Source organism: Rhodoblastus sp., from assembly GCF_052145335.1.
In the GTDB taxonomy this organism is placed as follows: domain Bacteria; phylum Pseudomonadota; class Alphaproteobacteria; order Rhizobiales; family Beijerinckiaceae; genus Rhodoblastus.
The window spans coordinates 1-13,908 of the sequence record NZ_JBKQOU010000045.1 but is presented as its reverse complement, the minus strand read 5'-3'; the positions used below and the strand labels follow the sequence as shown (position 1 = coordinate 13,908).

Genomic DNA, 13,908 nt, shown 5'->3' with positions numbered 1-13,908 from the left:
TCATAGAAATGTGAGGACCAAAAATGGCTGAAGCCTCTTTGCCCACGGGCCGCGTCACGCAGGTCATCGGCGCCGTCGTCGACGTTAAGTTCGAAGGTAAGCTGCCGGAAATCCTGAACGCGCTCGAAACAACGAACAACGGCAACCGCCTGGTTCTCGAAGTCGCCCAGCATCTCGGTGAGAGCTCTGTGCGTTGCATCGCCATGGACGTCTCCGAAGGCTTGGTCCGCGGCCAGTCGGTGCGCGACACCGGCGCCCCGATAATGGTTCCGGTCGGCGAAGGCACGCTCGGCCGCATCATCAACGTGATTGGCGAGCCGGTCGATGAAGCCGGTCCGGTCCCCAACGATGGCCTGCGCGCCATTCATCAGCCGGCGCCTTCCTACGCTGAACAGGCGACCGAAGCGCAGATCCTCGAAACCGGCATCAAGGTCGTCGATCTGCTCGCGCCTTACGCCAAAGGCGGCAAGATTGGCCTGTTCGGCGGCGCAGGCGTCGGCAAGACCGTGCTGATTATGGAGTTGATCAATAATATCGCCAAGGCCCACGGCGGTTATTCGGTGTTCGCCGGCGTCGGCGAGCGCACCCGTGAAGGCAATGATCTTTATCACGAAATGATCGAAGGCGGCGTCAACAAGGACCCGAAGGAGCACGGCGGCTCGACCACCGGCTCCAAATGCGCCCTGGTTTACGGCCAGATGAACGAGCCTCCGGGCGCCCGCGCCCGCGTTGCCCTGACCGGCCTGACCGTCGCCGAACATTTCCGCGACAAGGGCCAGGACGTGCTGTTCTTCGTCGACAATATCTTCCGTTTCACCCAGGCGGGTTCGGAAGTGTCGGCGCTGCTCGGCCGCATCCCCTCGGCGGTTGGCTATCAGCCGACTCTCGCCACCGACATGGGCCTGCTGCAGGAACGCATCACCACCACGAACAAGGGATCGATCACCTCGGTGCAGGCAATTTACGTCCCCGCCGACGATTTGACCGATCCGGCGCCGGCCACCTCCTTCGCCCATCTGGACGCGACCACCGTTTTGTCGCGCTCGATCGCGGAAAAGGGCATTTATCCGGCGGTCGATCCGCTCGACTCGACTTCGCGCATGCTCTCGCCGCTGATCGTCGGCGAAGAGCATTACGACATTGCGCGTAAGGTGCAATCGACGCTGCAGCGCTACAAGTCCTTGCAGGACATCATCGCCATTCTCGGCATGGATGAACTTTCCGAAGAGGATAAGCTAACTGTCGCGCGCGCGCGCAAGATCGAGCGCTTCCTGTCGCAGCCCTTCCACGTTGCCGAAGTGTTCACTGGTTCGCCTGGCAAGCTGGTTTCGCTTGCCGACACCATCAAAGGGTTCAAAGGTCTGGTCGCGGGTGAATATGACCATCTGCCGGAAGCGGCCTTCTACATGGTTGGCGCGATCGAGGAAGCCGTCGAAAAGGCCCAGAAGCTGGCCGCCCAGGCGGCTTGATCTGTCGGAATGCGGTTCCGGCGGTTTGCGCCGCCGGAATTTTGTGATGTTACGTAGCCCCGCGCCGCGATGAGCGAGCCGAGGCTGGCGAAAAAACTCCCTTGTTTGGAGAGTCTTATGGCGACATTTCACTTCGAGCTCGTCTCGCCCGAAAAACTGCTGTTTTCCGGCGAAGTCGAAGCCGTCGTCGTTCCCGGGATCGAAGGCCAGTTCACGGTCATGAAGGACCATGCGCCGGTGATGTCCGTTCTCAAGGCGGGCATTGTCGAAATCGACGAGACCGCCACCAAGAAGACCAGGCTTTTTGTGCTCGGCGGCTTTGTCGATGTCGCGGGCGGCGGTTTGACCCTCTTGGCGGAACAGGCTTCGCCGCTGGAGCAATTCGACGCGTCGCGTCTCGCAGTCGAGATCAAGAACGCGGAGGAAGATCTCGCCGACGCCAAGACGGAAGAAGCGAAAAAGCTCGCGGCGGAAAAGTTAGATCAGCTGAAAGAGTTGAAAGACGCGATTGCCGCCTGATCTGATTCGTTATGAAATCTAACGGCCCCTCAGCGAGGGGCCGTTAGATTTTGTGACTTTCATTTTGTGCCGGGCCGCTCCAGCGCCAGCATGTAATTGACGTCCATGTCGCCCGACAGACGCCACTCGTCGCGCAGCGGCTGATAGACGATTCCTGCGCGGTCGATTTCCGACAGTCCGGCCGCCTTGAGAGGCTTGAGCAATTGTTCCGGCCGAAGGAATTTCGCCCAGTCATGAGTACCGCGCTCGACCCAGCGCAACACATATTCGGCGCCGACGATCGCCAAGGCGTAGCTTTTCAGGGTGCGGTTAAGTGTCGCGCCTACGAAAAGCCCGTCGGGCCGCACCAACGATGCCGCGGCGCGCAAAAAACCATCGACGTCGGCGACGTGCTCCAGCACTTCCATTGCCAGAACCGCGTCGAAAATCTCGTTCGATTCGGCGAGAGCCTCGACGGTTAGGGGCCGGTAGTCGATTTCCAATCCGCCGGCCTCGGCGTGGCGGCGGGCGGCAAGAATGTTTTCTTGCGCCGGATCGATGGCGGTCATATGCGCCCCGAGACGCGCTAGCGGTTCTGCAAGCAGACCGCCGCCGCAGCCGAGATCGACGACTCGCAATCCTGCCAGCGGCTTTTCCGCCTTGCGGTCGCGCGGCTTGGCGCCGTCGGGGAAATGCGCGCAGAAGAGATTGCGCAGATAGGCGACGCGCACAGGATTGAGCCGGTGCAGGGCGCGCTGCGGACCAGAAACATCCCACCAGCCGTCGCCCAATTTGGCGAATCGCGCGAGTTCGTGCTTGTCGACGCTCTTCGCGCCCCGCGTTGAAAATTCCGACATGGCTCACTCGAAAAAACAGGCTGCTGCTAAGCGTTGACACAAAAGGCCCGCCCCGTCATGTATAGCGGCCCCCAAGGCGCGGGGCGAGTTTTCCCGTTCGCCGGACAATATCTGGGTCAGCTGCTGGGACTGAACACGACCAATAGCCCTTCGCAAGACCGCGAGTCTTTTCACGCCCTGTCTGCTGACGCAAGGGATTCTCAAACCGCGACGTGTCGCGGTAAAGAATGAAGGATTAAATCAGGCATCATGGCTCGTCTGGTGATGAAATTCGGCGGCACTTCGGTCGCCAATATCGAACGAATCCGTAATGTGGCGCATCATGTCAAACGCGAGGTCGACGCTGGCTTCGAAGTGGCTGTTGTCGTTTCGGCCATGTCCGGAAAGACCAACGAACTCGTCGGCTGGGTCAAGGACGCCAGTGCGCTTTACAGCGCGTGTGAATATGACGCGGTCGTCGCTTCGGGGGAGCAGGTGACCTCGGGACTGCTGGCCATAGCGTTGCAGGAAATGGGCGTTTCGGCCCGCTCCTGGCAGGGCTGGCAGATTCCGATCGAGACCGATGGCGCGCATGGCTCGGCGCGGATCGAGAAAATCGACGGCGATCGACTGATAGAAGGTTTCGGCCGCAAGGAAGTGGCGGTGATTGCGGGATTCCAGGGTGTCGATCGGGAAACCGGACGGATTTCGACATTGGGACGCGGCGGCTCGGACACGAGCGCAGTGGCCATTGCGGCCGCGATCAAGGCGGATCGTTGCGATATCTATACCGACGTGGATGGGGTCTATACCACTGACCCTCGCGTGGTTCACAAGGCGCGGCGGTTGGACAGAATCGCCTTCGAGGAAATGCTTGAAATGGCCTCGCTGGGGGCCAAGGTGCTGCAGGTGCGTTCGGTCGAAATGGCCATGGTGCATCGGGTGAAGACTTTCGTGCGTTCGTCTTTCGATGATCCTGCCGATCCGCAGCCCGGCACTTTGATTTGCGATGAGGAGGATATTGTGGAACAGCAAGTCGTGACCGGAATAGCCTTCTCAAAGGACGAAGCGCAGATCACCTTGCGCAAGGTCGCTGACAAGCCCGGCGTAGCCGCGGCGATCTTCCAGCCCCTGGCGGAGGCTAATATCAACGTCGACATGATCATCCAGGTCGTTTCCGACGACGCCGAAACCACCGACATCACCTTCACCGTGCCGGCGGCGGAATTCGAGAGGGCCCGCGCAGTCCTGGAAAAGGCCAAGCCCGAGGTCGGCTTTTCCACGCTACAGGCTTCGACCGATGTGGTGAAAGTTTCAGCGATCGGCGTTGGAATGCGCAGCCATGCCGGCGTGGCGGCTGCGGCTTTCCGCGCTCTTGCGCAGAAAGGCGTCAACATACGCGCCATCACGACGTCGGAAATCAAGTTTTCGGTGCTCATAGACGCGGCATATACGGAACTTGCCGTGCGCACGCTTCATTCGCTTTACGGCTTGGACAAGGCGTGAAATGGATGTTCTCCGTAGCCCTTGACGGAGATTCGCGCGCGACGTCACTATAGGCGACGAGCAAACGCGTGTGCGTCGGTTCCAGGCCCTCGCTTGCGGTCCGGACCTTGCATCCCTATAGGGTCGCGAGCGGCGGTCGACGGGCGAATCGTCAAGGATACTCGATGAGGAGGCGCCTCTCGCGCGTCTTCCGGACAGGATGAGGAATATGCGCGGCGCGATGGGCGGACCCCGTCTGCTTCTGCGCCGGCTTCGCGAGGTCATGGCGGAGCCGGTGAGCGCGCAGGCGCGGCTGGACCGTATCGTCATTCATATCGCCGCCAACATGGTGGCCGAAGTCTGCTCCGTCTATGTGCTGCGCTCCGACGGAAACCTTGAACTTTACGCCACCGAGGGTTTGAATCGCGAGGCGGTGCATCTCACCACCATGACCACCAGCGAAGGTCTGGTCGGCCTGATCGCCGAAAAGGCCGAGCCGCTCGCCTTGGCTGACGCCCAAGCCCATCCGGCTTTTTCCTATCGCCCGGAAACCGGCGAAGAAATCTATCAATCCTTCCTGGGCGTCCCCATCTTGCGCGGCGGCAATACGCTCGGCGTTCTGGTCGTGCAGAATCGCGCCCGCCGCACCTATTCCGAGGAAGAAGTTGAGGCGCTGCAAACCACGGCGATGCTGCTGGCCGAAATGATCGCTTCGGGCGAATTGCAGTCGCTGGCTCAGCCTGGCCAAAGCCTGAGCCTGCAAAAGCCGATGGCCTTGTGTGGTTCACCGCTCAGCGAAGGCGTCGGCCTCGGCCATGTCGTGCTCCACGAGCCGCGCATCGTCATCAAGCAATTGGTGGCGGAAGACCCCCAAGCCGAAACCCAGCGGCTCGACCAGGCGATCCTTGCAATGCGCGAGCAGATCGACCAGCTGATTGCGCGTGGCGACCGTTACGGCGCGGGCGAGCATCGAGACGTGCTCGAAACGGTGCGCATGTTCGCCAATGATCGCGGATGGCTGAGGCGGCTGCGCGAGGCTCTCGATTCTGGCCTGACCGCAGAAGCGGCGGTGGAGCGGGTGCAGAACGACGCGCGCGCCAAGTTGCAGCGCCAGACCGATCCCTATTTGCGCGAGAGGCTGCACGATCTAGACGATCTGGCTAATCGCCTGCTGCAACAGCTAACCGGCCAGGGCGTGTCGCATGGCGGCGCGTTGCCGGCCAACGCCATTTTGGTGGCGCGCAACATGGGTCCGGCGGCGCTGCTGGATTACGACCGCGCGAACCTGCGCGGGCTGGTGCTCGAAGATGGCGGGCCGACCAGCCATGTCGCGATCATTGCGCGCGCCCTGGGCATTCCGGCAATTGGCGAAGTGCCCAATATTACCGACCTGGTCGAGACTGGCGATCCGATCATCGTCGACGGCGGCTCCGGCGAGGTGCAATTGCGTCCGCCGCCGGATGTCGAGGCGGCCTATGGCGAGAAGGCGCGGCTGCGGGCGCGGCGCCAGGAGCAATATCACAAGCTCCGCGACGTTCCCGCCGTCACCCGCGACGGCGTCCATGTCGGCCTGCACATGAACGCCGGACTGCTGATCGACTGTCATCATGTCGCTGAAGCCGGCGCGCAGAGCGTCGGCCTGTTCCGCACCGAACTGCAATTCATGGTGGCGTCGAGTTTTCCTCGCCTGTCCGAACAATATGCGCTGTATCGCAAAGTGATCGAGGCTGTCGGAGGCAGGCCGGTGACTTTTCGCACGCTCGATATCGGGTCGGACAAGGTTTTGCCCTATATGGCCAAGATGGAGGAGGAAAATCCGGCGCTTGGATGGCGGGCGATCCGCATCGGCCTCGATCGGCCCGGCCTGCTGCGTATGCAACTGCGGGCGATGTTGCGCGCGGGCGCCGGACGCGAAATGCGCATCATGTTCCCCATGGTGGCGACGACGGCGGAATTCAGCCAGGCCAAGGCGGTTTGCGAACGGGAAGTAGAGTTCCTGCGTCGGCACGATTATGAACTACCGACCGATCTTAAGCTCGGCGTGATGGTCGAAGTGCCGTCGCTGCTATGGCAACTCGATGAAATCTGCGCCTGCGCCGATTTTCTCTCGGTCGGCTCGAACGACCTGACGCAATATCTGTTCGCCGTCGACCGCGACAACAAAAGAGTGGCTGCGCGTTTCGACGATCTGTCGCCGCCCAGCCTTCGCGCGCTCAAGACGATTGTCGACGCGGGAGTGCGGAACAAGACGCCGGTTACGCTTTGCGGGGAAATGGGCGGCAAGCCGCTGGAAGCGATAGCTCTGGCGGCCATTGGCTATCGCGGCCTGTCGATGACGCCATCCGCCATCGGCCCGGTCAAGGCGGCGCTCCTGGCTACCGATCTTGCGGCGACGCGCGACTTCCTGACGCCGCTGATCAACCACCCGGACGATCGAATTTCGGTGCGCCACGAACTGCATAGCTTCGTCGAAAGGCACGGCGTGCCCTTGTAGCGCCCCCCTTTTTCACGCCTGTCCCCCTCCTTTCTCGACGCCCAGGCCGGATTTTTTACCATGCTGCCGCCGGAAAAACTCGATCTCATCCTGCGCCGTCACGAAGAGATCGGCCACCGCCTTTCCGAAGGCGTCGATTCCTCGGCTTTTTCCGCATTTTCCCGCGAATTGGCGGAATTGGAGCCGGTCGCGGCGGCGATCAGGGCTTTTCGCGCCCTCGCCACAGAAATTTCCGATCTCGAAACCTTGCGAGCCGATCCCGCGACCGACTCCGATATGCGGGCGCTAGCGGAAGACGAACTTCCCGGCCTGAAAGACCAGCTTGCAGAAGCGGAAACAAACCTTCGCGTGGCGCTGCTGCCGCGCGATGCGGCGGATGAGAAAAACGCCATTCTCGAAATCCGCGCGGGAACCGGCGGTGACGAAGCGGCGCTTTTCGCCGGCGATCTGTTTCGCATGTACCAGAAATACGCCGAGCGACGCGGCTGGACGATGGAGTTGATTTCCGCCAGCGAGGGCACGGCGGGCGGCTTCAAGGAAATCATCGCGCAGGTGAAGGGCAAGGGCGTGTTCGCGCGGCTTAAATTCGAAAGCGGGACGCATCGCGTGCAGCGCGTGCCCGCCACCGAGACGCAGGGACGCATCCACACTTCCGCCGCCACGGTCGCAGTTTTACCGGAAGCGACCGAAGTCGATCTGGCGATCAATGAAGGCGACCTGCGCATCGACACGATGCGCGCCGGCGGAGCGGGCGGCCAGCACGTCAACAAGACCGAATCGGCGATCCGCATCACCCATATTCCCAGCGGCATTGTCGTAATGATGCAGGAGGAGCGTTCGCAGCACCGCAACAAGGCCAAGGCGATGGATATCCTGCGCTCACGCCTGTTCGATCTGGAGCGCGGGAGACTCGATGATGCCCGAGCGGCGGACCGTCGGGCGCAGGTCGGCTCGGGCGACCGCTCCGAGCGCATTCGTACCTATAATTTTCCGCAAGGGCGTGTCAGCGACCACCGCATCAACCTGACCCTTTACAAGATTGACAAGGTGATGGAAGGCGAAGCCCTGGATGAAATACTGGATCCGCTGATCGCCGACCATCAGGCGCGGCTTCTTGCGGAAAGCGAAGGCGGCGCATCATGAGACCGGATGTGGAATCCTTGTTCGTCTCGTGGTTCGCTTCATGGACGTTCTGGGCGCTGTTGTCGGCGGCTTTCGCCGCCTTGACCGCGATTTTCGCCAAAATCGGCGTCGAACGCGTGGATTCTGATTTCGCCACGCTCATTCGCACCGTGGTCGTGGTCGCAGTCCTCGGGCTGTTGCTCACGGCGACGGGACGGATCCAGCCGTGGACCCTGAACCCGAAAACCTTGGCCTTTCTGACGCTTTCCGGGTTGGCGACCGGCGCCTCCTGGCTGTGTTATTTTCGCGCCCTGAAACTTGGCGACGCCGCGCGCGTTGCCCCCATCGACAAGCTCAGCGTCGTGCTGGTCGCCATATTCGGCGTAGTTTTTCTCGGCGAGCGGCTTTCAACGCCGAATTGGATCGGAGTGTTCCTCATCGGTTGCGGAGCGCTTCTCGTCGCTTACAAGGGCTGAAGGCGTGTGGAAATCCGTTACACGATCCCCCTAAGTTGCGATAGCTTTGACCCAGCGGATCACCGGCCTGAAGCGGCGATCCGGCGATAGTCCGAACGAGGTGCATATGAAGAAGATTGTCCCGGTCATCATGTGCGGCGGCGCCGGCACGCGTGTTTGGCCTGCTTCGCGAGAGACCATGCCGAAGCAGTTCATTCCTCTCCTTGGAAAACTGTCGACCTTTCAGGACAGCTTATTGCGGTTGGGCCAAGGAGTTTTCGAAGCGCCGACGATCATCACCAACCACGACTACCGTTTCCTGGTGAAGGAACAGATGGCGCAGATCGGCGTCAAGGGCGAGATCGTGCTTGAGCCCGAACGGCGCGATTCCGCGGCCGCCGTCGCCGTCGCCTGTGAATTGGCGGCGGCCAGGGCGAGCGACGCCGTCGTTGCGGTTTTCGCCGCCGATCACGTGGTGCGCAAGGTCGATGTCTTTCAAAATCTTTGCCTCAAGGCCGCGGCGGCGGCGGAGCAGGGCTTAATAGTGACGCTCGGCATCAAGCCGTACGGTCCGGCCACGGGTTATGGCTATATCAGGCCCGGCAAGATCATCGCCGCCGAGACCGGCGTGGCCAAGGTCGAGGCCTTTGTCGAAAAGCCGGATCTCGCTACCGCGCAAGCTTACGTCGAGCAAGGCTACTTATGGAATTCCGGCAATTTCTTCTTCCGCGCCGATGTCATGCGCGAAGAACTACGCGCTTTCGAACCTGAAATCGCCGAAGCGGCGACGCGGGCCTGCGCCAAGGCCAAAACCGATCTTGGTTTCCTGGCGCTCGACCAAGAGTCTTTTGCTGCTGCGCCGAAAACCTCGATCGATTATGCGGTGATGGAGCGAACCTCCCTTGCGGCGGTGATTCCCGCCGACATCGGCTGGTCGGATGTCGGCAACTGGCAGGCCGTGTGGGAATTATCTGAGCGCGACGAGCACGGCAATTCGGTGCGGGGTCACGGCCTGGTGCAGGAAAGCCGTAACGTTCATGTGCGTTCCGACGACATTTTGACGGCGGTTCTCGGCGTCGACGACGTGATCGTGGTGACGACCGACGACGCCGTGCTGGTCTTGGGCGCGCAACATGGCGACAAGGTCAAGCAATTGGTGGAGGAGCTGAAGCGCCGCAATCGCAAGGAGGCGCAGGAGCACCGCCGCGTCTACAGGCCCTGGGGCTATTACCAGTCGATCGACAATGGCGAGCGCCATCAGGTCAAGCGCATCGTCGTCAAGCCGGGACAGAAATTGTCGCTGCAAAAGCATTATCATCGCGCCGAGCACTGGATCGTGGTGCGCGGCTCGGCGGAAGTGACGCGCAATGACGAGGTTCTGATGGTGCATGAAAACCAGTCGATCTATCTGCCCATCGGCGCCGTGCATCGCTTGATCAATCCGGGAAAAATCGACCTGGAGCTGATCGAGGTTCAGACCGGCTCCTATCTTGGCGAGGACGACATCGTACGCCTCGAGGATGTCTATCGGCGCGTCTGATCTTTTCGGCGCAACCTTTCCTCTTCCGTCATGGCGCGCGACGCGATGCAATGACGAACCTCCGCGAGACGCCCATGTTCCCCAAACCCGTGACCGACCTGACGCCCAATACGTTCGAATATGAGCGCCTGCCTCTGGTGAAGCCGACGGGCTTCCGGGAATATGACGCGCGCTGGCTGTTCGGCTCGGAGCTCAACCTGATGGGCGTGCAGGCGCTCGGCCTCGGCCTCGCCACTTTGCTGCATGAAATGGGCGTCAAGCCGAGGCTGGCGACCGGTCACGACTTCCGCTCCTATTCCGCGTCGATCAAACATTCCCTTATCTGTGGACTGATGGCGGGCGGCGTGGAAGTGGTGGACATCGGTCTCGCCCTTTCGCCGATGGCCTATTTTGCACAATTCGCGCTGGATTGCCCTGCGGTCGCCATGGTCACCGCTTCGCATAACGACAACGGCTGGACAGGAGTGAAAATGGGAGCGCAGCGTCCCGTCACTTTCGGGCCGGACGAAATGGCCCGCCTGCGCGACATCGTGCTGGAAGGCCGCTACCAGAGCCGTTCCGGCGGCTCTTACGTCTATGTCGAGGATTTCGGCAAGACCTATCTCGACGATCTCGCCGGCCGCACCAAACTCACCCGGAAAATGAAGGTCGTCGCCGCCTGCGGCAATGGCACGGCGGGCGCCTTCGCGCCGGAACTGCTGGAGCGCCTCGGCTGCGAGGTCATCCCGCTCGACGTGACGCCGGACTATACTTTCCCGCGTTACAATCCCAATCCCGAAGACCTCGAAATGTTGCACGCCATGGCCGACAAGGTGCGCGAGACGGGCGCCGATGTCGGCCTCGGCTTCGATGGCGATGGCGACCGCTGCGGCGTGGTCGATAATAATGGCGCGGAAATTTTCGCCGACAAGATTGGCGTGATGCTGGCCCGCGACCTGTCAAAACTCTATCCGGGCGCGACCTTCGTCGTCGATGTCAAATCCACCGGCCTGTTCGCCAGCGATCCTGTCCTCAAGGCGCAAGGCGTCAAGGCCGACTACTGGAAGACCGGCCATTCCTATATCAAGCGCCGGGTCAATGACCTGAATGCTCTGGCCGGCTTCGAGAAATCCGGCCATTTCTTCTTCAACGCGCCGGTCGGGCGCGGCTATGACGATGGGCTTTTGACCGCGGTGCACGTGCTGGAAATGCTCGACCGCAATCCGGGCAAGACCATGGCGGATCTTTACGCCGACCTGCCTAAGACCTGGGGCTCGCCGACGATGTCGCCTCATTGTGCCGACGAAGTGAAATATGGCGTGGTGGACAAGGTCGTCGCCCGTTTCAAGGCGATGGAGGCCGCCGGAGAGACTATCATCGGCCAGAACATTTCGAGCCTGGTCACGGTCAATGGCGTGCGCGTCACCGTCGAGGACGGAACCTGGGGGCTGGTGCGCGCCTCCTCCAACAAGCCGGAACTGGTCGTGGTGGTGGAAAGCCCGGCCTCCGAACAAAATCTCCACGCCATGTACAAGGCTGTGGACGCTGTGCTGCGCGAAAACGGCGAGGTCGGCGCCTATAACCAGACGATCTGATACTTCCGCAAGTTGAGACTTGCCTCCCCGGCCTTCCCGGCGACAAGTAACCAGGGACACGCGACAGTCACGCGAATCCGAGTATAGTTGCGTCATAGGCAACGAATGCGGGATTGGTCATGTCGGGTTCGAAGATGTCGATCGTCCAGGTCTATCGCCGCGTCCTCGGAGAGCTCGCTCCTGAGCGTGGTCTCGCGCTGACCCTGGTTTTCGCCAATCTCGCCCTGGCTTGCGCGCAATTTGTCGACCCGGTGCTCTATGGCCGCATTATCGACGCCTTGACCAGCGCGCAAGCGCAGCAGCGCGCCCCGACCTGGGCCGAGCTGACGCCTTTGTTGCTCGCCTGGGTCGGCTTCGGCCTGTTCTCGATCGGCGCGGCGGTGCTGGTCGCCCTCTATGCCGACCGCCTGTCGCATCGGCGCCGTCTTGCGGTCATGGCCGATTTCTTCGACCATCTGCTCGAACTGCCGCTGAGCTTTCACGGCGCCACCCATTCCGGACGGCTGCTGAAGGTGATGCTGGAAGGCGCCAGCGGCATGGCCGGCCTGTGGCTGTCGTTCTTCCGCGAAAACTGCGCCTCGATGGTCGCCCTGTTCGTGCTTCTGCCGCTGACCCTGTTCGTCAACTGGCGGCTGGCTTCGGTGCTGCTGGTGCTGGTGATCTGTTTCGGCCTGCTCACCACTTTCGTGCTGCGCCGGACCGAAGGTCTCCAGGCGCGGGTGGAACATCACAATGCGCGGCTGGCTGAACGGGCCTCGGATGTCCTCGGCAACGTTCCGGTGATCCAGTCCTTCACCCGCGTGGAAAGCGAATCGCAGGGCCTTCGCCGCATCGTCGACCGGGTGCTGGCCGCGCAATTGCCGGTCCTGTCCTGGTGGGCCCTGGCGGCGGTGGCGACGCGCGCCTCGGCGACGCTGACCATGCTGTCGATCTTTCTCATCGGCGTCTGGCTGCATCTGCAAAATCTGGCCACTATCGGCGAAATCGTCACTTTCATGGGTTTCGCCACCATGCTGATCGCGCGGCTGGAGCAGATGGTCGGTTTCGTCAACTACCTGTTCATGCAGGCGCCGAAAATGGCCGATTTCTTCGAGGTGATGGACACCGCGCCCAATGTCGCCGACCGGCCGAACGCGCGGGATCCCGGACGCCTCGTCGGCGAAGTTTCGTTCGATCATGTCTGTTTCGCCTATGACGAGCGCCGCAAGGCGGTGGACGACGTCAGTTTCGTCGTTCATCCCGGCGAGACCGTGGCTTTGGTCGGCACAACCGGCTCCGGCAAATCGACGACTCTCAGCCTGCTGCATCGCGTATTCGATCCGCAGGGCGGCGCGATCCGAATCGACGGAATCGACATCCGCGACATGAAACTGGTCGCGCTGCGCCGCAACATCGGTGTGGTTTTCCAGGAGCCGATGCTTTTCGCCCGCTCGATCGAGGAAAATCTCCGTGTCGGCAAGGTCAAGGCCACCGACGCCGAAATCGCGCTGGCGCTGGAGCGGGCGCAGGCGAGCGAATTCGTCTCGCGGCAAGTCGACGGCATCAGGACCGTGGTTGGCGAAAGAGGCCGGTCGCTCTCGGGCGGCGAGCGCCAGCGCGTTTCCATCGCCCGCGCGCTGCTCAAGGATCCGCCGATCATGATCTTCGACGAGGCGACTTCCGCCCTCGACGCGGCGACGGAAAAGCAACTGCAGGCGGCGCTGGAGGCGGCGACCGCCGGCCGCACTACTTTCGTCATCGCCCATCGCCTCGCGACGATCCGCCGCGCCAACAAGATTCTGGTGTTCGATCAGGGCAAGATCGTCGAAAGCGGTTCATTCGAGGAACTGGTGGCGCGGGACGGCATTTTCGCCGGGCTCGCGCGGGCGCAATTCATGGCCGGGGAGGCGACAGCGGAGACTTGAGTGCGCGATCTCCGCGGCTCTCACCGCTTTGAACTTTGCGCCCGCTGCTGGCGTAGAGGGTGGAATCGGTCCTTTCGACCCATGTGGTGAAAAGGCGAAACCCCACGATTTCGGTGGAATATATCCCGATTTTGATGAGGTTCTTATTTTGTTTCACGTGGAACCCTTTTCCGGGGAGACGGCCGAGCCGCCGGTTAGCACGTTGTATCTTCAGTTATTTCTAAAAAAGCGGGCGTAAGTTTTCGCGGGCGCCGGGGTAACTGCACGCTACGATTGTGGATATTGGCTGGTGAAAAAATGTGTGAAAACCAGCGCCTTTTTCGCGGGAAAAAGCATGACAATGTTTAAAATGTCGCTGTTTTTTCCAGTTTTTCGCTCAACGAACAACGGTGCTGATCTTGCGTTATGAGGACATGCTGGGGATGCCGGAGCGCTGTTTTGGCCGTCTGGCGTCGTTTCTGCGGTTGCGGCCGAGCGCTCAGCAATTGCGACGGGCGATTGAAAAATCGTCCTTCGCCGAACTGGCGCGGC

11 protein-coding genes are annotated in these 13,908 nt (G+C 61.5%); 10 read left to right on the top strand and 1 reads right to left on the bottom strand.

Going from position 1 to position 13,908, the window contains the following annotated elements; translation table 11 throughout:
• Positions 1-23 precede the first annotated feature (23 nt).
• Together atpD and ACLP2E_RS03000 are read left to right on the top strand one after the other, a co-directional pair.
• On the top strand, positions 24-1,469 hold the full coding sequence (atpD, locus tag ACLP2E_RS03005; RefSeq protein ID WP_442463925.1) for a F0F1 ATP synthase subunit beta: 1,446 nt from the start codon (positions 24-26) through the stop codon (positions 1,467-1,469).
• A 117-nt stretch (positions 1,470-1,586) separates the two neighbouring features.
• Positions 1,587-1,988: a F0F1 ATP synthase subunit epsilon gene (locus ACLP2E_RS03000; protein WP_442463924.1), complete on the top strand. Its 402-nt coding sequence runs from the start codon at positions 1,587-1,589 to the stop codon at positions 1,986-1,988.
• Between the two features lie 59 nt (positions 1,989-2,047).
• Here the strand turns inward: ACLP2E_RS03000 and ubiG are convergent, their stop codons facing one another.
• Positions 2,048-2,824 (bottom strand): bifunctional 2-polyprenyl-6-hydroxyphenol methylase/3-demethylubiquinol 3-O-methyltransferase UbiG, encoded by a 777-nt coding sequence (gene ubiG / locus ACLP2E_RS02995; protein ID WP_442463923.1) that lies wholly within the window; start codon positions 2,822-2,824, stop codon positions 2,048-2,050.
• A gap of 249 nt (positions 2,825-3,073) precedes the next feature.
• Here ubiG and ACLP2E_RS02990 point away from each other — a divergent pair, with 249 nt between their 5' ends.
• The 8 genes from ACLP2E_RS02990 to ACLP2E_RS02955 form a co-directional block, all read left to right on the top strand.
• Positions 3,074-4,309, top strand: a complete 1,236-nt coding sequence (locus ACLP2E_RS02990) for an aspartate kinase (protein WP_442463922.1) — start codon at positions 3,074-3,076, stop codon at positions 4,307-4,309.
• A 208-nt stretch (positions 4,310-4,517) separates the two neighbouring features.
• Complete coding sequence (gene ptsP, locus ACLP2E_RS02985; RefSeq protein ID WP_442463921.1) at positions 4,518-6,782, top strand: phosphoenolpyruvate--protein phosphotransferase; 2,265 nt, start codon at positions 4,518-4,520, stop codon at positions 6,780-6,782.
• A 60-nt stretch (positions 6,783-6,842) separates the two neighbouring features.
• Positions 6,843-7,925, top strand: a complete 1,083-nt coding sequence (gene prfA, locus ACLP2E_RS02980) for a peptide chain release factor 1 (protein WP_442463920.1) — start codon at positions 6,843-6,845, stop codon at positions 7,923-7,925.
• Positions 7,922-8,380, top strand: coding sequence for an EamA family transporter (locus ACLP2E_RS02975; RefSeq protein WP_442463919.1), 459 nt, complete (start codon positions 7,922-7,924; stop codon positions 8,378-8,380). Before prfA ends, ACLP2E_RS02975 begins: the two co-directional genes overlap by 4 nt.
• A 106-nt stretch (positions 8,381-8,486) precedes the next feature.
• The gene (locus tag ACLP2E_RS02970) at positions 8,487-9,899 is read left to right on the top strand and encodes a mannose-1-phosphate guanylyltransferase/mannose-6-phosphate isomerase (protein ID WP_442465109.1); all 1,413 of its coding nucleotides are present in this window, start codon (positions 8,487-8,489) and stop codon (positions 9,897-9,899) included.
• 74 nt (positions 9,900-9,973) lie between these two features.
• On the top strand, positions 9,974-11,473 hold the full coding sequence (locus ACLP2E_RS02965) for a phosphomannomutase/phosphoglucomutase (RefSeq protein WP_442465108.1): 1,500 nt from the start codon (positions 9,974-9,976) through the stop codon (positions 11,471-11,473).
• A gap of 134 nt (positions 11,474-11,607) precedes the next feature.
• Entirely contained in the window at positions 11,608-13,377 is a 1,770-nt protein-coding gene (locus ACLP2E_RS02960) for a glucan ABC transporter ATP-binding protein/ permease (protein WP_442465116.1), read from the top strand.
• Positions 13,378-13,766: 389 nt separating this feature from the next.
• Positions 13,767-13,908 (top strand): sulfotransferase domain-containing protein (locus tag ACLP2E_RS02955; protein ID WP_442465115.1); only part of this gene is annotated, 142 nt, incomplete at its 3' end.